The organism is Sphingomonas mali NBRC 15500 (assembly GCF_001598415.1).
Taxonomy (GTDB): domain Bacteria; phylum Pseudomonadota; class Alphaproteobacteria; order Sphingomonadales; family Sphingomonadaceae; genus Sphingomonas; species Sphingomonas mali.
Genome location: NZ_BCYX01000039.1, coordinates 16,942 through 35,507, shown reverse-complemented (window position 1 = coordinate 35,507; position 18,566 = coordinate 16,942). Strand labels below are relative to the sequence as shown.

19 protein-coding genes are annotated in these 18,566 nt (G+C 65.4%); 13 read left to right on the top strand and 6 right to left on the bottom strand.

All coding sequences use genetic code 11. The annotated features are described in order from the left end of the window. Window positions 1–22 precede the first annotated feature (22 nt). Complete coding sequence (locus tag SMA01S_RS19595) at window positions 23–772, bottom strand: penicillin-binding protein activator LpoB (protein WP_066826486.1); 750 nt, start codon at window positions 770–772, stop codon at window positions 23–25. Window positions 773–1,024: 252 nt separating this feature from the next. Between SMA01S_RS19595 and pnuC the strand changes: the two genes are divergently transcribed. From pnuC to SMA01S_RS19555, 8 genes are all read left to right on the top strand, one after another. Next, entirely contained in the window at window positions 1,025–1,630 is a 606-nt protein-coding gene (gene pnuC, locus SMA01S_RS19590) for a nicotinamide riboside transporter PnuC (RefSeq protein ID WP_245649343.1), read from the top strand. Then, complete coding sequence (locus SMA01S_RS19585) at window positions 1,627–2,160, top strand: AAA family ATPase (protein WP_066826501.1); 534 nt, start codon at window positions 1,627–1,629, stop codon at window positions 2,158–2,160. Before pnuC ends, SMA01S_RS19585 begins: the two co-directional genes overlap by 4 nt. Before the next feature lie 67 nt (window positions 2,161–2,227). After that, the gene (gene lepA, locus SMA01S_RS19580) at window positions 2,228–4,039 is read left to right on the top strand and encodes a translation elongation factor 4 (RefSeq protein ID WP_066826484.1); all 1,812 of its coding nucleotides are present in this window, start codon (window positions 2,228–2,230) and stop codon (window positions 4,037–4,039) included. A 161-nt stretch (window positions 4,040–4,200) separates the two neighbouring features. Next, entirely contained in the window at window positions 4,201–4,881 is a 681-nt protein-coding gene (locus SMA01S_RS19575; RefSeq protein ID WP_066826483.1) for a spermidine synthase, read from the top strand. A 110-nt stretch (window positions 4,882–4,991) separates the two neighbouring features. Further along, a complete protein-coding gene (locus SMA01S_RS19570; protein ID WP_066826481.1) occupies window positions 4,992–5,750 on the top strand; it encodes a DUF2334 domain-containing protein in 759 nt (252 codons plus the stop codon). A gap of 47 nt (window positions 5,751–5,797) precedes the next feature. Beyond that, the gene (locus SMA01S_RS19565) at window positions 5,798–6,745 is read left to right on the top strand and encodes a hypothetical protein (RefSeq protein ID WP_157094048.1); all 948 of its coding nucleotides are present in this window, start codon (window positions 5,798–5,800) and stop codon (window positions 6,743–6,745) included. Beyond that, on the top strand, window positions 6,745–7,914 hold the full coding sequence (locus SMA01S_RS19560; protein ID WP_066826478.1) for a glycosyltransferase: 1,170 nt from the start codon (window positions 6,745–6,747) through the stop codon (window positions 7,912–7,914). The genes SMA01S_RS19565 and SMA01S_RS19560 overlap by 1 nt, the downstream gene beginning before the upstream one ends. Window positions 7,915–7,986: 72 nt before the next feature. Beyond that, a complete protein-coding gene (locus SMA01S_RS19555; protein ID WP_066826477.1) occupies window positions 7,987–11,370 on the top strand; it encodes a trifunctional glycoside hydrolase family 18/polysaccharide deacetylase/glycosyltransferase family 2 protein in 3,384 nt (1,127 codons plus the stop codon). A gap of 5 nt (window positions 11,371–11,375) precedes the next feature. Here SMA01S_RS19555 and soxR read toward each other — a convergent pair whose 3' ends face one another. Continuing rightward, window positions 11,376–11,816 (bottom strand): redox-sensitive transcriptional activator SoxR, encoded by a 441-nt coding sequence (soxR, locus tag SMA01S_RS19550; protein ID WP_066826493.1) that lies wholly within the window; start codon window positions 11,814–11,816, stop codon window positions 11,376–11,378. Window positions 11,817–11,922: 106 nt separating this feature from the next. On the opposite strand from soxR, the gene SMA01S_RS19545 reads away from it, so the two are divergent. The 5 genes from SMA01S_RS19545 to SMA01S_RS19525 all read left to right on the top strand — a co-directional run bounded on the left by SMA01S_RS19545 (window position 11,923) and on the right by SMA01S_RS19525 (window position 16,145). Continuing rightward, window positions 11,923–12,240 carry an antibiotic biosynthesis monooxygenase family protein gene (locus SMA01S_RS19545; protein ID WP_066826476.1) on the top strand — a complete coding sequence of 106 codons (318 nt, stop codon included), beginning with the start codon at window positions 11,923–11,925 and terminating at the stop codon, window positions 12,238–12,240. A 31-nt stretch (window positions 12,241–12,271) separates the two neighbouring features. Further along, entirely contained in the window at window positions 12,272–13,048 is a 777-nt protein-coding gene (gene modA / locus SMA01S_RS19540; RefSeq protein WP_439654318.1) for a molybdate ABC transporter substrate-binding protein, read from the top strand. Beyond that, on the top strand, window positions 13,045–13,719 hold the full coding sequence (gene modB, locus SMA01S_RS19535) for a molybdate ABC transporter permease subunit (protein WP_066826490.1): 675 nt from the start codon (window positions 13,045–13,047) through the stop codon (window positions 13,717–13,719). The genes modA and modB overlap by 4 nt, the downstream gene beginning before the upstream one ends. After that, on the top strand, window positions 13,709–14,320 hold the full coding sequence (locus tag SMA01S_RS19530) for an ATP-binding cassette domain-containing protein (RefSeq protein WP_066826474.1): 612 nt from the start codon (window positions 13,709–13,711) through the stop codon (window positions 14,318–14,320). Before modB ends, SMA01S_RS19530 begins: the two co-directional genes overlap by 11 nt. A gap of 67 nt (window positions 14,321–14,387) precedes the next feature. Next, a complete protein-coding gene (locus SMA01S_RS19525) occupies window positions 14,388–16,145 on the top strand; it encodes a phospholipase D-like domain-containing protein (RefSeq protein WP_066826472.1) in 1,758 nt (585 codons plus the stop codon). Between the two features lie 39 nt (window positions 16,146–16,184). Here the strand turns inward: SMA01S_RS19525 and SMA01S_RS19520 are convergent, their stop codons facing one another. The 4 genes from SMA01S_RS19520 to SMA01S_RS19505 all read right to left on the bottom strand — a co-directional run bounded on the left by SMA01S_RS19520 (window position 16,185) and on the right by SMA01S_RS19505 (window position 18,559). Next, entirely contained in the window at window positions 16,185–16,691 is a 507-nt protein-coding gene (locus SMA01S_RS19520) for a DUF1993 domain-containing protein (RefSeq protein WP_066826470.1), read from the bottom strand. Between the two features lie 113 nt (window positions 16,692–16,804). Continuing rightward, the gene (locus tag SMA01S_RS19515; RefSeq protein WP_066826468.1) at window positions 16,805–17,539 is read right to left on the bottom strand and encodes an anti-sigma factor family protein; all 735 of its coding nucleotides are present in this window, start codon (window positions 17,537–17,539) and stop codon (window positions 16,805–16,807) included. Next, window positions 17,536–18,063 carry a sigma-70 family RNA polymerase sigma factor gene (locus SMA01S_RS19510; RefSeq protein WP_084250459.1) on the bottom strand — a complete coding sequence of 176 codons (528 nt, stop codon included), beginning with the start codon at window positions 18,061–18,063 and terminating at the stop codon, window positions 17,536–17,538. The genes SMA01S_RS19515 and SMA01S_RS19510 overlap by 4 nt, the downstream gene beginning before the upstream one ends. Before the next feature lie 94 nt (window positions 18,064–18,157). Further along, window positions 18,158–18,559, bottom strand: a complete 402-nt coding sequence (locus SMA01S_RS19505; RefSeq protein ID WP_218016934.1) for a cupredoxin domain-containing protein — start codon at window positions 18,557–18,559, stop codon at window positions 18,158–18,160. Between the last annotated feature and the right edge of the window lie 7 nt (window positions 18,560–18,566).

Sequence of the window (18,566 nt, the reverse complement as noted above, 5' to 3'; positions counted from 1 at the left end):
CAAGCGGGAGAGGGTTAGAAGGTTATCGGCCGCCGAGTTGGTCGACCAACTTGATGTAAGCATCCAGATAGGCGAGCACGATGACCTGGCCGATCTGCGTGTTCTGATAGCCACCGCCGCCGGCCCCGGCGAAGCCGCCCCACCAGCTCGCGCTGGTTGACGCGCTGAATCCGACATCGGTCTTGCGATAATAGCCCTCGACGACGCTCTCTTCGGTGGTACGCGAATCGACCACCGACAGGGTGACGTTGGCTTCACCCTTCTTGATGTTGATGCCGCCCGCGAGCGACCCGATCGCACGCGCGCCGCCGCCACCGAAGCGACTCAGCACGCCGCCGATCGCACCGCCGACATTGCTGCCGCCCGAATTGTCGTTCGTGGTGACGATGTTCGGTTCGAGCAGGAAGTCCGCGGCGCGGACCTGGCCCTTGCCCATGTTCGATCCGCGCTGGAGTTCGCCATTGTCGGCGAGCGCGCGTTCCATCGCGCGGCTCTGCATCGCGCGGCCGCGATTGACGAGTGTGAAGCAATGCGATTCCTGGACGAAGACCTTCAGGATCGCCTCGGGGCTGCCCAGATTGTACTGACGCCACCATTGGTTTTCGGGCTCAACCATCGCGATCGTGCCGAGTGGCTTGGCGCAATGCGGCATTTCGCGCATCCCGCGATCCTGATCCTTGCGGCCGGACGAGCGGTCCTGCGCCGCGCTCGCGGGCACAACCGTAACTAGCGCAATCGCCGCAGCAGCGGCCGCCATCATCAACTTACGCATCTAAACCTCCCCAAGCGCCGGTGCCCCTCGCGCGGTCCGGCAGCGGATGACCCAATTCGTGCGCGTCCGGCCTTTGCCGTAGCGCTTCCCGTGTCGATGCGGGAGATGCTACCCACCCTGCATCCTCGATGATCTCTAGCAGAGCGTAACGACCTGAAATAGGCGTTTTCCGCCATATGCTTGCGCTGAGATGCCGATTGAACGGCGCGGAAATCCTTGTCGAACCAGCACGCGTCGCTATCGTCGGCGGCGATGGCATCGCTCGGCATTGTGCGCGAATTCCTGAGCGAGATGTCGCCGGTCGAGGGCGTGGCGGCGCTGCTGATCCTCGCCAATGTCTGGCTGGTTGCGCGCCGCAGCATCTGGAATTACGCGTTTGGGATCGCCGGGGTCGTGATTTACGGCGCGGTATTCTTTCGCGCCAAGCTGTACAGCGACACGCTGCTCCAGGTCTTTTTCCTGATCGTTCAGCTCTATGGCTGGCGGCAATGGCGCCGCTCGCAGATCGACGCGGGCGACGTGGTGGTCGAGCGGCTGACGGCGAGCGCGCGGCTCGGCTGGCTCGCCGGCATTATATTGGCGGTCGCGGGCTGGGGCTGGCTGATGCACCGCTTCACCGACGCCGCATTGCCTTGGTGGGACGCGTCGGTCGCGATGACCAGCGTCGCCGCGCAGATCCTGATGTCGGTGCGCAAGCTGGAAAATTGGTGGCTGTGGATCGCCGCCAATATCCTGTCGATCGGGCTCTACGCGACCAAGGGGCTGTGGATCACCACGGCGCTCTACGTCCTGTTGCTCGGCATTTCGATCTGGGGGCTGGCGCGTTGGCGAGCCGCGCGGCAAGGGGCGGCGGCATGAAACTCCGCTCGATCTGCCTCCACGGTCCCGAAAGCACCGGCAAATCCACGATGGCGCCCGAATTGGCGCGCCATTTCGGTTCGGCCTGCGTGGTCGAATATGGCCGCACCTATACCGAGGCGTTCGGCACCAACTGGACGATGGCCGATCTGGTCGCGATCGCGCAGGCGCACGACGCCCAGACGCGCCAGGCGATCGCCAGCGGGCGGACGCCGGTCATCCTCGACACCGATCCGCTGATGACAGAGGTCTGGGCGGAAATGCTGTTCGGTCGCCACGACCCATGGTTCGATTCGTGGAATGGCTTCGCCGATCTCTATCTGCTGTTCGACATCGACCTTCCCTGGGTCGACGACGGCACGCGGATGTTCGGCACGCCGGAAAAGCGGCAGCGCTTCTACGATCTGTCGATGGAAGTGCTCGAGCGTCGCGGCGTGCGCTGGACGATGGTGAGCGGAGAGGGGGAGCAGCGCTATCTGACCGCACTTCGCGCCATCCTCGGTACCGAGAAGTCGCTGTCGGGCGCCTGAGCCCTTTGGTGTTTGGCCGCATGCCTGCTATCGGCGCGGCAAATCCCTCTTCATTGCAAAGATCATCGTGTCCACGCCGCTCGACAAAATCCGCAATTTCTCGATCATCGCCCATATCGACCATGGCAAGTCGACGCTTGCCGACCGCCTGATCCAGGCGACCGGCGGGCTGTCGGAGCGCGAAATGTCCGAGCAGGTGCTCGACAATATGGACATCGAGCGCGAGCGCGGCATCACCATCAAGGCGCAGACCGTGCGGCTGTCGTACAAGGCGCAGGACGGCGAGACCTACACGCTCAACCTGATGGACACGCCAGGCCATGTCGACTTCGCGTACGAGGTCTCGCGCAGCCTAGCGGCGTGCGAAGGCGCGCTGCTGGTGGTCGACGCCGCGCAGGGCGTCGAGGCGCAGACGCTCGCCAACGTTTATCAGTCGATCGAGCACGACCATGAGATCGTGCCGGTGATCAACAAGATCGACTTGCCCGCCGCCGAGCCGGAGAAGGTCAAGCTCGAGATCGAGGAGGTCATCGGTCTCGACGCGTCGAACGCGGTGCTGACTTCGGCCAAATCGGGAATCGGCATCGCCGAGGTGCTCGAGGCGGTGGTCCAGCGTATCCCGCATCCCAAGGGCGATGCTTCGGCGCCGCTCAAGGCGATGCTGGTCGACAGTTGGTACGACCCGTATCTCGGCGTCGTCATCCTGGTCCGCGTGATCGACGGCGTGCTCAAAAAGGGCCAGCAGGTCACTTTCATGCAGGCCGGCACCCAGCATCTGGTCGACCGCGTCGGCTGCTTCCGGCCCAAGATCGAGCAACTGACCGACCTCGGCCCGGGCGAGATCGGCTTCATCACCGCGCAGATTAAGGACGTGGCGCAGGCACGCGTCGGCGACACGCTGACCGACACCAAGCGGCCCGCCGCCGCGCCGCTGCCGGGCTTCAAGGAAGTCCAGCCGGTGGTGTTCTGCGGGCTGTTTCCGGTCGATGCCAACGACTTCGAGAAGCTTCGTGAGAGCATTTCGAGATTGCGCCTCAACGATGCCAGCTTCTCGTTCGAGATGGAGACTTCGGCCGCGCTCGGCTTCGGCTTCCGTTGCGGCTTCTTGGGGCTGCTCCACCTGGAGATCATCCAGGAGCGGCTGACGCGAGAATATGATCTCGACCTGATCACCACTGCGCCGTCCGTCGTCTATCAAATCGAGCTGACGCACGGGCAGGGGCATATCGAGCTGCACAACCCGGCCGACATGCCCGATCCCAACAAGATCGCGCTGATCAGCGAGCCGTGGATCGAAGCGACGATCTATTGCCCGGACGAATATCTCGGCTCGATCCTCAAGCTCTGCCAGGATCGCCGCGGTATCCAGAAGAACCTGACCTATGTCGGCGGCCGCGCGCAGGTGACGTACGAACTGCCGCTCAACGAAGTCGTGTTCGACTTTTACGATCGCCTGAAATCGATCAGCCGTGGTTATGCCAGCTTCGATTATCACCAGATCGGCTATCGTGAGGGCGACCTCGTCAAGATGTCGATCCTGGTCAATAACGAGCCGGTCGATGCGCTCAGCATGATCGTCCATCGCGGTACCGCCGAAAGCCGCGGGCGTGGCATGTGCGAGCGGCTCAAGGACCTGATCCCGCGCCATTTGTTCAAGATCCCGATCCAGGCGGCGATCGGCGGCAAGGTCATCGCGCGTGAGACGATTGCCGCGATGCGCAAAGACGTTACCGCGAAATGTTATGGCGGCGACATCACCCGCAAGCGCAAGCTTCTGGAAAAGCAGAAGGAAGGCAAGAAGCGGATGCGCGAATATGGCAGCGTGCAGATTCCGCAGGAAGCCTTCATCGCTGCGCTCAGGATGGGCGACGAGAGCTAGACATCGGTCTCCTTATCCCGCCGTCACCCCGGCCTTGTGCCGGGGCCCAACGGGCGGCAGGCCGAAGGGCAAGAGGTTCGAGGCCCTCCATCGCTGCACCTTGGACCCCGGCACGAGGCCGGGGTGACGTTGAGATGCCGTATTTAGGCCGGAGAAACACAATGATCCCTCGCGAACTGATCGACGTCGCGCGCATCCCCGGCACTAACGACGAATTGCGCCTGTTCCGCCGAGGCGCCGACTTCATGATCGTGCTCGACCGCAACGAGCTGATGAACAGCCGGATGAGCGGGTCGGAAGAAGTGCTGGCGACCGCGACGTGCGAACGCCTCGGTGCCCGCAAGGCACCGCATCTGCTGATTGGCGGCTATGGCATGGGATTCACCTTGCGCGCCGCGCTTCGCTCGCTGGGTGCCGATGCAAAACTGACCGTGGCCGAACTGGTGCCCGAAATCATCGACTGGGCGCGCGGCCCGATGGCCGAGTTGGCCGCCGGTTGCCTCGACGATTCGCGCGTCAGCGTCGTCGGCGACGACGTGGCGGCGCTGATCGACAACGGGCAAGGGCAGTATGACGCCATCCTGCTCGACGTCGACAACGGCCCCGACGGCCTGACCCGCGCGAGCAACGGCCGACTGTATTCGGAACGCGGGCTGGAAGCGGCATGGCGCGCGCTGCGCCCGGGTGGCATCCTGGCGATCTGGTCGGCGGCGCCAGACCCGCGGTTCGCCCGCAAGTTCGGCTCGTGCGGCTTTACCGTGGACGAGGTCGTGACCCGCGCCCGTAGCAACGGCAAGGGTCCGCGGCACGTGCTTTGGTTCGGGACGCGCAGCGCCGCATAGCTTTCCGCATGCAAATGACGGCGACAGACTGCGACATTCCTGCACTTGCGGTCCGTCCGGAACGGGCCTAGCGGGCGCAACCCGTTGTGACGCTGTACCCTATTCCGCTTATGCCCCGCCCAGAACCCTCCCTGCTGGTTTCGATCCACGACGTCTCCCCCAAGTTCGAGGGGAAAGTCGATCGGCTTGCCGACCTCGTATCGCGCGGCATGCCGGGGCCACGCTATGCGATGCTGGTCGTGCCCGATCACTGGGGCGATTCCCCCATCCGCGCGGGCACGCCGTTCGCCTCGCGGCTGCGCGCCTGGTCGGACGCCGGGGTCGACATGTTCGTCCATGGCTGGTTCCACATCGACCGCAGCGAGCACGAAGGTGCGTTGGCCAAGTTCAAGGCGAAACGGATGACCGCGGGCGAGGGTGAGTTCCTCGGCCTCGATCACGATACCGCGCGCGAGAGAATGGCCGATGGGCGCAAGCTGATCGAGGACATTATCGGCCGGCCAGCGACCGGATTCATCGCGCCTGCCTGGCTCTATGGCGAGGGCGCGATGCGCGCGCTGGGCGAGGAAGGCTTCGCGCTTGCCGAGGATCACATGAAGGTATGGCGCCCCGCCACCGGTGAGGTCGTCGCCAAGGGACCGGTGATCACCTGGGCCAGCCGCAGCCGCTGGCGGATCGCCTCGTCGCTTACCGTTGCGGCTCTGGCGCGCGCCGCTTTGCCGCGCCGTCCATGGATGCGGCTCGCCGTTCATCCTGGAGACACCAACGTACCGGCACTGACCGACAGTATCGCGCGCACGGTTGCCAGTCTGTCGCGCGGGGCGCGTTTTGCCCGATACCGCGAGCTTTTGCCGGCCATGGGGGCGTGAACGGCCAGGGACCAACAAGGGAAAGGGACGAGTAAGGTAGCGATCGAATGAACGATATGTCACGGGCCGTACGCGGAATGGAGGCCGCCACGGTTGCCGATTGGGCACGAAGCGCGGGGGATCGCGCCGCTGCCCCCTGGCTTCGTTGGACGGGGCCCATCCTCTCGATCGCGATCATTTTCGTCGTTGCCCGCTTCTTGGGTCGGGCCGACCTGATCGCGCTCGGTCAGTTGCTGCCGGTATCGGCCGCCTTCTGGGTGGGCATGGCGTTGCTGCTCGCGATCCAGCCGATCGCCGACTATATCATCTTCCGCGGATTGTGGCCGTTGCCGCTGATCGGCGGGCTCACCGCCTTGCTGCGCAAGTCGGCGTCGAACGAATTGCTGTGCGGCTATTCGGGCGAGCTGCAATTCTACCTCTGGGCACGCCGCAATGCGTCGATCCCCGGCTCGCCATTCGGGGCGGTGCGCGACGTCGCGGTGCTGTCGGCGCTGACCGGCAATATCGTCACCCTGGTTCTGCTGCTGGCGGCGATCGCGGTGCCCGGGCCGCTCGAATTTGGTGCGATGAATGCGCCGGTGCTGTGGTCGGGTGTGATCCTGGTCGCCTCGTCGATGGTGGTGATGCTGTTCCGCCACCGCCTGTTCGCGGTGTCGCGCGCGCAATTCTGGCGGATCGCGGCGATCCACACGGCGCGGTCGATCGCGGTGACGCTGATGTTCGGATTGCTGTGGGCCATGGTCATGCCGGGCGTGTCGCTCGGCTGGTGGCTGCTGCTGTCGGCAGCACGCCAATTCGTCACCCGCTTGCCGTTCCTGCCCAACAAGGATCTGGTGTTCGCCGGGCTTGCTGCCGGCATGCTGCACGACGTCCCCAACGTCGCCGATACGGTCGCCTTGGTCGCGGGCGTGCTCTTTGCCGGGCAGGTCGTGATCGGCGCAGCGCTCGCCGTCACGGACCTGGCGCGCGAGGCCCTGAACGTCGGAGCACGCTGATGCGCATCGTCGATGTCTGCGCCTTCTACACGCCCGCCGGAGGCGGCGTGAAGACCTATGTCGAGCGCAAGCTGCAGGCAGCACCCGCGGCTGGGCACGAGATGATCATCCTGGCGCCAGGCGACGAGGATCGAATCGAGGAAGTGGCGCCCGGCGCGATCATCGCGACGATCGCCGCAGCGCCGTTTCCGCTCGATCGCAATTATCATTATTTCGACGATCAGGACCGGCTGCACGCCGCGCTCGACCAATGGCGGCCCGATCTGGTCGAGGTCGCCTCGCCCTGGACCAGCGCGGCGATGGTCGGGCGGTGGCGTGGCGACGCCCCGCGCGCGCTGATCATGCATTGCGACTTCCTGTCGGCCTATCCCTATCGCTGGCTGCAGGGGATGTTCTCGATCTCGACGATCGACCGCCGGCTCGAATGGTATTGGCGGCATTTGCGCCGGCTCGATCGCCAGTTCGATTTCGTGGTGAGCGCCAGCGACGATCTGACGCGCCGATTGCGCGCCGGCGGCGTGGCCAAGGCGCAGACTATCCCAATGGGCGTGCAGCCGGACGTCTTCTCGCCCGATCTGCGCGACGAGGATTTGCGTCGCGAGATGCTCGAGCAATGCGGCTTGCCGCCCGAGGCGACCTTGCTGGTCGGACTCGGTCGCATGGCGCCCGAAAAGCGCTGGCCGATGATCTGCGAGGCGGTGCTCGCGGCGGGGTCGCACCATGCCGTCGGCCTCGTCCTGTTCGGCGCCGGACGCGACCGCGCGCGGGTAATTCGCGCGACGCGCGGGTCGCCGCATATCATTGTCGCGCCGGCAATCACCGATCGCGCCCGGCTGGCGCGGATGCTGGCCAGCGCCGATGCGTTGATCCACGGCTGCGAGGCGGAGACGTTCTGCATGGTCGCGGCAGAGGGCGCGGCAAGCGGCCTGCCGCTGATTCTGCCGGACCGCGGAGGCGCCGCCGACCACCACCGGCCGGGATGCGGTATTCGCTACGCCGCATGTGACGCGCGCGATCTGGGCGAGCGGTTAACGGCCTATCTGGGCGAAGACCTCCAGGCCGAGCGCTGGCGTGCCGCGGCGCTTGCACCGCAAGTGCGGTTGATGGACGCGCATTTCGCCGACTTGTTTACGGTGTACGAACGGTCGGTCGTGCGTGCGGCGGCCTGATGCGCGGCCGGTCGAGCCGATCGAACGCACCCACTTGAAGGCGGGCGCGGGCAGTGCCACGACGCGCATCCGATGACCACAGCCGGCGCGCCAATCTTCTATGATCCCTCGGGCCGGCGACGGCGGCGCTTCGCGCTCGGCGTCGCGGCCTTCATCGCGCTGCTGCTGCTGTCCGCGGTGGTGTTTGCCGCGTCGATCGGGATCGTGCCGACACAACCGCTATTGCCGATCAACTCCGAACGGCCGCTGCATCGGCTGGCCCCGCCGCACGACACGTTGCTCAAGCGCACCAGCCGCACGGTCGACTGGTATGGGCGTAAGCTGACCGGCGAGACGCGATCGAAGGAAGCCAAGACCGTCGGCAACGTGCCGCTGGCGATCGCTTTCCACGTGCCGTGGGATGCGCAGAGCGCCGAATCGCTGCGTCGGCATATCAACGATCTCGACTGGGTCATTCCCGGTTGGGTTTCGGTCACTGGGCCGAAGCATACGATCACCGTGTTCAGCGATACCGCCGGACGGGCCGTGATCAATGGCGCCGCGCGCCGTCCGCTGGTGCTGCCGATGATCCAGAATGCGATCCAGGGGCAGTTCGACGGTCCGGGTATGGCGGCGATGCTTCACAATCCGAAGCTGCGCAAGGCGTTCCTCGACAAGCTCGAACCCTGGCTGCTCGCCAACCGCGCGGCGGGCGCGATGTTCGATTTCGAGCAGCTGCCGCCCTCGGCGCAACACGACTATCTCGCGTTTCTTAACGAGGCAAATACCCGATTCGATCGGCACGGTTGGCTGATAACGATCGCGGTGCCGGTAGGGGACAGGTCGTGGAACCTGCCGGCCTACGCAAAGATCGTCGATCGCATCTTCCTGATGTCGTATGACGAGCACGAGAATTCCGGTGATCCCGGGCCGGTTGCGTCGCAGGCCTGGTTTGCGCGTGCTGTCGCTGATGCGGCGCGCGGCGTCTCGGCATCGAAGCTGGTCGTGACGATCGGCAGTTACGGTTATAATTGGTACCCCGGTGGTGCCGATCCGGTCACGGTTGAAGAAGCGTGGCAGATCGCGCGCGATTCGGACGCCATGCCGAGCTTCGACCCGGCCAGTGGCAATTCCGGCTTCTCGTATGAGGAAGACGGCAAGAAGCACGTCGTCTGGTTCCTCGATGCGGCATCGGCCTACAACCAGATCGGCTTTTTGCGGCGCGCCGGCCTGGGCGGCATCGCCTTGTGGCGGCTGGGGTCCGAAGATCCCGGCATCTGGTCGATCTTCGGTCGATCGCATCCGACGTTGCCGCCGGCCAATGTGATCGAGGCGATTCCGAACGGTACCGATGTCGACATCGAGGGCCGCGGCGAAATCCTCAAGGTCGGCGCGACGCCTGCCGCCGGGCAGCGCAAGGTAACGACCCTGCGCGACGGCTACATCACTGCTGTCGATTTCCTTAAGCTGCCCAGCCAATATATGATCCAGCGGACCGGCTATAGTCCGAACAAGGTCGCCTTGACCTTCGACGACGGACCCGATCCGCAATGGACGCCACAGATCCTCGACATCCTGAAGCGTTACAATGCGCCGGCAACCTTCTTCATGATCGGGGAGAACGGCCTGACCGAACGCGGGCTGCTCGAACGGATCGTGCGTGAGGGGCATGAGGTGGGCAGCCACACCTATACGCACCCCAATCTCGCGGGTGCCTCGGCGACCGATACCGATATCGAACTCAATGCCAATCAGCGGCTGTTCCAGGCCTTTACCGGGCGCTCGTTGCGTCTGTTCCGCGCGCCCTATTTCGGCGACGCCGAGCCGACCACGGCGGACGAACTCGGGCCGGTATATCGCGCGCAGGAGCGGGGCTATATCTCGGTCGGCCTGCACGTCGATGCCGAGGACTGGCAGCGGCCGGGCGTCCAGGCCATCATCGACAATGTCGTCGATGGGGTCGCGAAGCGCGGCACTGGCTGCGCGTCGGGCGACGATTCGCAGTGCAGCCACAATATCGTGCTGCTCCACGACGCGGGCGGCAACCGTCAGCAGACGGTCGAGGCGCTGCCGGTGATCATCGAAAAACTACGCGCCATGGGGTTCACGTTGGTCCCCGTCTCGGCGCTCGCCGGCCTGTCGCGCGACCAGGCGATGCCGCTGATCTCGCCCGGCGACCGAGCCGCCGCGGAGGTCGATCTGTTCCTGTTCGGCACGATCGGCGCGGTAGTAACGGCGCTGGGCTGGATCTTCCTCTTCGCGATCTCGATCGGCATCCTGCGCGCGGTGGTCCTGTCGGCGCTTGCGTTGATCCAGGCGCGGCGCGAGGGGCGGACGGTCTTCCCGGCGATCGATCCCGACCGCTTCGTGACGGTGATGATCCCCGCTTATAACGAGGAAGCGGTGATCGAGCGGTCGATCCGGACGGTGCTCGCCTCGACCGACGTCAGGATCGAAGTGATCGTGATCGACGACGGATCGAAGGATCGCACCAGCGAGATCGTGCGCGATGCTTTTGCCGGCGATCCCCGCGTCCGATTGCTGACGCTCGAAAATGGCGGCAAGGCGCGCGCGCTCAATCAGGGCCTGGACCTCGCGACCGGCGAGATCGTCATCGCGCTCGACGCCGATACCCAGTTCGAGCCGACCACCATCGCGCGGCTGGCGCGCTGGTTCGGCGATCCGAAACTGGGCGCGGTGGCGGGCAATGCCAAGGTCGGCAACCGGGTCAATCTGGTCACCAGATGGCAGGCGCTCGAATATATCACCGCGCAGAATCTGGAGCGCCGCGCGCTTGCCAGCCTCAATGCGATGACCGTGGTGCCAGGCGCGGTCGGGGCGTGGCGGCTCGAGGCGATCCGGTCGGTCGGCGGCTATCCGGACGACACGCTGGCCGAGGATCAGGATCTGACGATCGCGATCCAGCGCGCCGGATGGAAAGTCCATTACGACCAGTTCGCCGTCGCCTGGACCGAAAGCCCGGAGAACTTCAAGGGCCTCGCCAAACAGCGGTTCCGCTGGGCCTATGGCACGCTGCAATGTTTGTGGAAGCACGGCACGATCATCGGCCGTGGCAAGCCGCGCGGGCTGGCCTGGATTGGCCTTCCTCAGGCGATCGTGTTCCAGATCGTGCTTGCCGCGATCAGCCCGATCATCGACCTAGCGCTGATCGTCAGCTTCGCACTGACTTGGCTCGCCGTCGAACAACATGGCTGGGATCAGACGCAGCACAGTATCGAGAAGATGCTGGCCTATTGGCTGATCTTCACCGCGATCGACCTGCTTTCGGCTATCGTCGCCTTCGCCCTCGAACGCCGCGAGAAATGGTCGTTGCTGTGGCTGCTGATTCCGCAGCGGATCGGGTACCGCCAGGTGATGTATTATGTCGTGCTGAAAGCGATCACCCAGGCGCTGCGCGGGCCGCTGGTCGGCTGGGGCAAGCTGCAGCGCACGGGTCGCGTGCAAGCCGCGAGGTAGGGGCGCTACTCGATCAGCCGTGCGCCGCTCGCATCCTTGCCGAGGCGGTCGGCCGGATTTCGCAAGGGGCAATCCTCCATCGACAGACAGCCGCAGCCGATGCAACTGCCGAGTTGATCGCGCAACGCAGTGAGCTGCGCGATGCGATGGTCGAGATCGTCGCGCCATGCCGCCGACATGCGCCGCCAATCCTCGCCCGAGACCGGGCGATCGACGGGCAGCTTGTCGAGCGCCGCCTTGATCTCGCCGAGCGGGATGCCGGTGCGTTGCGCTACCTTGATCACCGCCACCCGACGCAGCACGCCGCGACGGAACCGGCGCTGGTTGCCACCCGACCGCTCCGCGGTGATCAGCCCCTTGGCCTCGTAGAAATGGAGCGTCGAAACCGCGACGCCGCTGCGCTTCGCGACCTCTCCGACCGACAGCATCGCGGGAATGTCCTGCATGCCAAAAAGTCCCTTGACCTGAACCAAGCTTGAGGTTGCATAGGCGCGTCTCCCGGTGCCGGCAATCGGCTCGGCGCCTGGTTCAGACCATCAGGAGACATTGTTCATGGCTACTGCTCCCTTTTATCGCGTCGACAAGTTCATCGTGCCGGATGCGGCGCGCCAGGCGTTCATCGACGCCGTTGACGAGACGGATGCCGTGATGCGCACGCAACCCGGCTTCGTGCGCCACGATTTGCTCGAACAGGTCGGCGGCCCGGGCGAGTATAACTTCGTCACCGTCGCCGAATGGGAAAGCGATGAGGTGATCCCGATCGTCGCCGCCGCGATCGCGCGCCACCAGGCGAAGCGGCGGTTCGATCGCAACGCCTTTTTTGCCACGCACGGTATTCGCGCCGACATCGCCACCTATCGCGTGCTTTGAGGCGTCCGCCGCGCGGTGTATGCGCGGCGGCATGATGCAGTCGTTCACGCGCCGTCTCGTCCTGGCCGGATTGGCCGCGTGGTCGATCGGTGCCGCGTCCGCTGCCCGAGCGCCGATCGTGCTGGCCGCGGCAAGCCTGCAGGAATCCCTGACCGCTGCGGCGGATGTCTGGACAAAGGCGGGGCATCCTCGGCCGGTGATCTCGTTCGCCGCGTCGTCGACTTTGGCGCGCCAGGCCGAAGCGGGCGCGCCGGGCGATCTGTTCGTCTCGGCCGATGAGGAGTGGATGGACGCACTCGCGGACAAAGCTCTGCTCGCGGCGGGAACGCGCGCCGACCTGGTCGGCAATCGGCTGGTAGTCGTCGAACCCGCCGGACGGCATTCGTCGATTCCGAACGGCGGAGTTCGACTCGCGCGCCTGTTGGGTGCGGGGCCGCTGGCGATGGCCGACCCCGACAGCGTGCCGGCAGGCAAATACGGCAAGACGGCGCTCGAGAAGCTCGGCGCCTGGACTGCGGTCGCCCCGAGGGTCGTGCGTGCGGAGAATGTCCGCGCGGCATTGGCGTTGGTCGAGCGCGGCGCGGCGCCGTTCGGGATCGTCTACCTGACCGACGCCAAGGCATCGTCCAAAGTGCGCGTGGCCGGCGTGTTTCCACCGGCCAGCCATCCGCCGATCCTGTATCCGATCGCCCGATTGGCGCGGTCGACCAATCCGGAGGCCGAGGGGTTCCGCCGCTTCCTGCTGTCGCCGCGCGGCCGTGCGATCTTCGCGCGGTTCGGTTTCACTACGCCGGGGAGGCTGCGCTGACCCCCGAAGAATGGGGAATCGTCGCGCTGTCGCTACGGGTAGGCCTCGTCGCGACGCTCGCGGCGCTGCCGATCGCCTTCGCGATCGCCTGGCTGCTTGCGCGGGGCCGCTTCCCGGGCAAAATCCTGATCGAGGCGATCGTCTATCTCCCGCTGGTCGTGCCGCCGGTGGTCACCGGCTGGTTCCTGCTGCTGGCCTTCGCACCGGGCGGGCCGCTCGGTTTCTTGAGCGATAGCGTGCTGTTCCGCTGGACCGGCGCGGCGATCGCCGCCGGGGTCATGGCACTGCCGCTGATGGTGCGCGCGATCCGGCTGTCGATCGAAGCGGTCGACCGCCGGCTCGAAGGCGCGGCGCGGACATTGGGTGCCGGTCCGTGGCGCGTCTTCTGGACGATCACCTTGCCGTTGAGCCTGCCGGGCCTGCTGGCCGGCACCGTGCTCGGTTTCGCGCGGTCGCTCGGCGAATTCGGCGCGACGATCACCTTCGTCTCCAACGTGCCGGGCCAGACCCAGACCTTGCCGCTGGCGATCTACGCCGCGCTGCAACGCCCCGACGGCGACGCGATCGCGCTCAGACTATCGGCACTGTCGGTCGCCGTGGCGCTGGCGGCACTGGTAGCGTCGGAATTGCTCGCACGACGGATGCGCGCGGCGATGGTTCATGGCGTTTGATCTCCATGTCTCGAAGCGGCTCGGCGATGCCGAGATCGCGCTGCGGCTGGAAGCGGGTGAAGGCCTGACTGTGCTGTTCGGCCCCTCGGGCGCGGGCAAGACCAGCGTGCTCCATATGGTGGCCGGGCTGCTGCGGCCCGATCGTGGCCATATCCGGGTCGGTGGGGTTGAGCTGTTCGGCGACGGTATCGACGTGCCGCCGGAGCGCCGGCGCGCCGGCTATGTCTTCCAGGAATCGCGGCTGTTCCCGCATCTGAGTGTGGCGGCGAACCTCCGCTACGGCGCGGGGCGGGCGGCGGCGATCGATGACGTCGTTCAATTGCTCGACATCGCGCATTTGCTCGACCGCTGGCCGCGGACGCTATCGGGTGGGGAGGCGAAACGCGTCGCGATCGGCCGCGCATTGCTCAGCGATCCCGCCTTCCTGCTGCTCGACGAACCGACCGCCTCGCTCGATCGCGGTCGAGCCGCCGAGGTGGAGGGCGCGATCGTCGACATCCGCGACCGACTGCGCTTGCCGATCCTGATGGTGACGCACGATCGTCTCCAGGCCGAGCGGCTGGCGACGACGATGGTGGAGATCGACCCGATCCGGACCTGAATTCGCGGGTCTGTCATCGTCCGATGCTATAAAACGGCCCGTATCTCACTTGGCAGGGGGCGACGCGATGGACAGCGCCAGCAAGGACGGATTCCACCTCAAATTGTGGCGCGGCGAACGCATGTGTCTGATCGGCATGGACGTCGACGCGCCGGAACCCGATCTCGTCGGCTTCGCGATCGAAGTCCTGCGCCCGGGCGGAACCGACTTCGCGCCGCTGCGCAATCGCCTGGCCTTTTCCTATCCGGTGGGAAGCAAGGTCAATGGCGACGTCCAATTCCCCTCGACCGAGGCGCCCTTTCAGAAGTTCCGCTGGGTGCATTTCCCCTATGATCCGATCGATGGGCTCTATTCCTATCGCGTGACCAAGATGCACATGCCGGCGGAGGGGTCGCTGGTCGCCGGAACGCAACTGGTCGCCACCATCAACCTCAATCCCGTCACTCATCCGGGGTTCCTCGACATCGGTTTCACTCGCGCATTCGCTTCGTCGCAAGCCTATCGCGACAAGTTCGGGAACCGCGCCGATATCCTGCCGGCGACCAACGCTGTCGGCCTGGAGTTCGCGCCGCCGTTCGACCCGGCAGCGGCGAGCGACGACAACCCTTATACCTGGCTCGGCTTCGAAGCGGCGGCGATCGTACAATCGCTGGTCGACGAGGCAGTCGCGGACACGACGCTGACGGTGGATTTCTTTGCCTATGACCTCAATCTCGGCTGGCTGGTCGACCGTCTCGAGAAACTCGGGCCGCGGCTGCGCGCGGTGATCGACGACAGCCCCAAGGACCACAATCAGCCCGACGGCGCCGAAGGGAAGGCATCCGCGCGGCTGTTGGCGAGCACCGGTGGCCAGGTGGTGCGGATGAAATTCAAGGGCCTGCAGCACAACAAGGTGATCATCCTGCGGCGCAACGGAGTGGCGCAGCGCGTGTTGCTCGGGTCGACCAACTTCAGCTACCGTGGCTTCTACATCCAGGCGAACAACGCACTGCTGTTCAGCGATCTCGATATCGCCGGGCTGTTCGGCGATTATTTCGACGCAGCGTTTCACCAGCCGGAGACATTCTCGGCATCGGAGATGGCTCGCAAATGGTACGCCTTTGCGACGCCGGGCAAGCCGATCGTGCAAATCGCGCTGTCGCCGCATTCCGATAAAGAGATCGGGCTGTCCCCGGTTGGCGCGGCGATCGATCAGGCGACCTCGTCGGTCTTCTTCTCGATCGCCTTTCTCAACCAGACGAAGAGCGGATCGGTGCGCACCGCAATCGATCGTCTCGCGACCCGACCGTTGTTCAGCTACGGCGTGGTCGACAAGGCCAGCGCCGAGCCCAAACCGGGCGCCGAGGCCAAGCCGAGCAAGCTCGATGTCTACAAGCCCGACGGCACAATCGGCGTGGTCGACTTCGGCTATCTCGCGAAGAACGCGCCGCCGCCGTTCGGTGCCGAATGGCAGGGCGGGAAAGGCATCAACCTGCACAACAAATTCGTTGTCACCGATTTCGGCCTGCCGACCGCCAAGGTCTTTACCGGATCGTCCAACCTCTCACCGAGCGGCGAGGGCGGTAACGGCGATCACCTCGTGATGATCCAGGACCCGATTGTCGCCACCGCATATGCGATCGAGGCGGTGCGGTTATTCGATCACTTGCACTTCCGCTCGAAAATGAAGGACGCGAAGGTCAAGCCCAAGGGTGCCAAGCCCGCCGAGGCGACACCGTTGGCGCTTGCCAAGCCGACTGCGCTGAGTGGCAAGCCGGCCTGGTTTGACCGCTATTACGTGGCCGACAGCCAGTATCTGCGCGACCGTCTCTTGTTCGGACACTGACCGCCGACGCCATCAGTGACGCCGGCGGCCGGCCAAGGATCAGATGCCGCCCAGGAAGTCGATCTTGCCGATCGGCACGCCTTTCATGCGCAACAGCGCATAGGCGGTGGTGACGTGGAAATAGAAATTCGGATGGACGAAGCCGAGCATATACTCGCGCCCGGCGAACTTGAACTCGCCATTGGGGAATTTGAGCACGACCTCGGCATTTTCCTTGCCGTTGATCGCGTCGGCGGGCACCGACTTCACGAAGTCGATCGTCTTGGCGATACGCGCCTTGACGTCGTCGAAGCTCGCTTCATTGTCTTCCATCGCGACGTTCTCGACCCCGCCCAGGCGTACCATACAGCCCTTGGCCGAATCGCTCGCGCGCTGGATCTGAGAGATGAAATTGCCCATGTCCTCGATCAGCCGGGCGTCGAGCAGGTCCTGCTCGTCGATCCCCTTGTCGGCGGCAAAGGCGCGGGCCTTGTCGATGATCTTGTCGAGATTGGTCAGCGCGCGCACGAAAACAGGCGCGGTAAGGGCGTAAAGTTCGGTAGCCACTGGATTCTCCCCTAGAGAAACGGACTGCCGATCGGCGCCCGCGCGCAGGAGATAGGACTTGGGTTGCGAATGAAAACCCGTCCCGGCTGGTTTTTTACCGTTTCGCCAAAAATTCAGCGGGTGGCGGCGACGAACGCTGTGCGAAACTGGTCGAGATCGCCGGCTGCGACGTCCGACACCGCCCAGAAATCGAGATCGCCCTGGCGCCAATGGACGAGCGTATAGCCGTCGGTCGCCATCGTCTCGCTTGACGGCGCCTTGCCCGCGGGCCAGGCGAAGACGTTGATCGTGTGGAGATTGCGGCGATAGACGATCGCCGGGACGACGCGCCCGCCGATATAATCGAGCCGTCCGCCGACTAGCGGGAAACCGGCGGCCTTGAGATCGGGGGTGGGCGGCGAGAAGTCGATCTTGCCGTTGAACCACGGCTTGACGACGTGACGGTCGGAGGTCGGGATATCGACCAGATGGTCGGCGAGCAGCGAACGGACATGGCTCGCGACCATCTGCTGCTCAAGCCCATTCGTGGCCGATTGTTGCGGAATGCCGAGCGTCAATGCCAGGCCTGCGGCGATCGCCCCGCCGGCGCCCCAGCCGAGCCGCGCGGGCCACGGATTGGCAGTGCCCTGAGTGGCGGGCAGCGCGGCGTCGACGCGATCGCGCAGGCCTTCGGGCGCGGCGTGGCGCAGCGCCGGATCGGCGACGATCTGGTGGAGATGCTTCAATTGCTCGAACTCGGCGGCGCAATCGGGGCAGGCGCGCAGATGCGCTTCGACCGCCGCGACATTGGCGGCGTCGAGCTCGTCGTCGAGCAGCGCCTGGAGCAGCATCGGGTCGGGACAGCTCATGCCTGGCGCTCCTGTTGCCCGGCGGCGCGCGCTGGAAGCAACAGCTTCGCCAGCATCTCGCGGGCGCGGGCCAAGCGCGACATCACCGTGCCGATCGGCACGCCGGTCACCGAGGCGATCTCGCGATACGACATGTCTTCCATCTCGCGCAGTATCAGGGTTTCGCGAAAAGGCTCGGGAAGGGCGGCGATCACCCCGCGCACCGTATCGACCTCGCGCGCGCGGGCCAGCGATTCCTCCGGCGTATCGCTATCCGCCGGAATTCCGGCAACCGCCTCGGACTGCGCTTCGGACAAGCTCGCGTCGGACACCAGGACGCGCTCGCGCCGGATTTGCTCGCCGACGCGATCGCGCCAGCAATTCCTGAGGATCGCGAACAGCCAGGCGCGAGGCGGCCCGCCGCGATAGGTCTCGAACGACCGAAATGCGCGCAGAAAGGCTTCCTGCACCACGTCCTCGGCGATGCTCGCGTCGCTGGTCAGATAGCGGGCCAGATTATAGGCCGCGTCGAGGTGTGGCAGCATCAGCTCGCGAAAGCGCAGCTCGGGACCGGGCTTCGCGTCCCGACCGCCGACCAATCTCGGGCGAAAGCCGCCGATCACCTCTTCGCCCTCCGCCTCAGCGCGCCGCGACGGTCACTTTGCCCGTCATCATCGGATGGAGCGAGCAGAAATAGGCGACCTGGCCCGGCTTGGTGAAGGTGAAGCTGAACGACTGGCCGGTATCGAGCACCTTCGAGCGAAAGCTCTTGTCGGTGGCGACCACGGTGTGCGGAATGTCGTCGTCATTGGTCCAGGTGACGGTCTGGCCGACCTTCACCGTCACCATTTTCGGGCCGAACGTGAAGTTGGAGATATGGACCGCGACCGGACCGGCGGCAGCTGTCGGCGCAGCGGGGCGAGCCGACAAGGTCTTGCCCCGGGCCGATGCCGCGACAGGGGGATGGGCGCGGCCCGAGGCAAGCGAGGTCGTGACCGCCGCAACAGGAATGAGCACGGCAATCATCAAACGAGAGTGCATCTGGGAT

What these genes read in the sequence shown, in the direction of transcription:
- SMA01S_RS19595 (WP_066826486.1), bottom strand. Translation starts at nt 772, where the DNA reads ATGCGTAAGTTGATGATGGCGGCCGCTGCTGCGGCGATTGCGCTAGTT.
- pnuC (WP_245649343.1), top strand. Translation starts at nt 1,025, where the DNA reads ATGGCATCGCTCGGCATTGTGCGCGAATTCCTGAGCGAGATGTCGCCG.
- SMA01S_RS19585 (WP_066826501.1), top strand. Translation starts at nt 1,627, where the DNA reads ATGAAACTCCGCTCGATCTGCCTCCACGGTCCCGAAAGCACCGGCAAA.
- SMA01S_RS19575 (WP_066826483.1), top strand. Translation starts at nt 4,201, where the DNA reads ATGATCCCTCGCGAACTGATCGACGTCGCGCGCATCCCCGGCACTAAC.
- SMA01S_RS19570 (WP_066826481.1), top strand. Translation starts at nt 4,992, where the DNA reads ATGCCCCGCCCAGAACCCTCCCTGCTGGTTTCGATCCACGACGTCTCC.
- SMA01S_RS19565 (WP_157094048.1), top strand. Translation starts at nt 5,798, where the DNA reads ATGAACGATATGTCACGGGCCGTACGCGGAATGGAGGCCGCCACGGTT.
- SMA01S_RS19560 (WP_066826478.1), top strand. Translation starts at nt 6,745, where the DNA reads ATGCGCATCGTCGATGTCTGCGCCTTCTACACGCCCGCCGGAGGCGGC.
- SMA01S_RS19555 (WP_066826477.1), top strand. Translation starts at nt 7,987, where the DNA reads ATGACCACAGCCGGCGCGCCAATCTTCTATGATCCCTCGGGCCGGCGA.
- soxR (WP_066826493.1), bottom strand. Translation starts at nt 11,816, where the DNA reads ATGCAGGACATTCCCGCGATGCTGTCGGTCGGAGAGGTCGCGAAGCGC.
- SMA01S_RS19545 (WP_066826476.1), top strand. Translation starts at nt 11,923, where the DNA reads ATGGCTACTGCTCCCTTTTATCGCGTCGACAAGTTCATCGTGCCGGAT.
- modA (WP_439654318.1), top strand. Translation starts at nt 12,272, where the DNA reads ATGATGCAGTCGTTCACGCGCCGTCTCGTCCTGGCCGGATTGGCCGCG.
- SMA01S_RS19530 (WP_066826474.1), top strand. Translation starts at nt 13,709, where the DNA reads ATGGCGTTTGATCTCCATGTCTCGAAGCGGCTCGGCGATGCCGAGATC.
- SMA01S_RS19525 (WP_066826472.1), top strand. Translation starts at nt 14,388, where the DNA reads ATGGACAGCGCCAGCAAGGACGGATTCCACCTCAAATTGTGGCGCGGC.
- SMA01S_RS19515 (WP_066826468.1), bottom strand. Translation starts at nt 17,539, where the DNA reads ATGAGCTGTCCCGACCCGATGCTGCTCCAGGCGCTGCTCGACGACGAG.
- SMA01S_RS19510 (WP_084250459.1), bottom strand. Translation starts at nt 18,063, where the DNA reads ATGCTGCCACACCTCGACGCGGCCTATAATCTGGCCCGCTATCTGACC.
- SMA01S_RS19505 (WP_218016934.1), bottom strand. Translation starts at nt 18,559, where the DNA reads ATGCACTCTCGTTTGATGATTGCCGTGCTCATTCCTGTTGCGGCGGTC.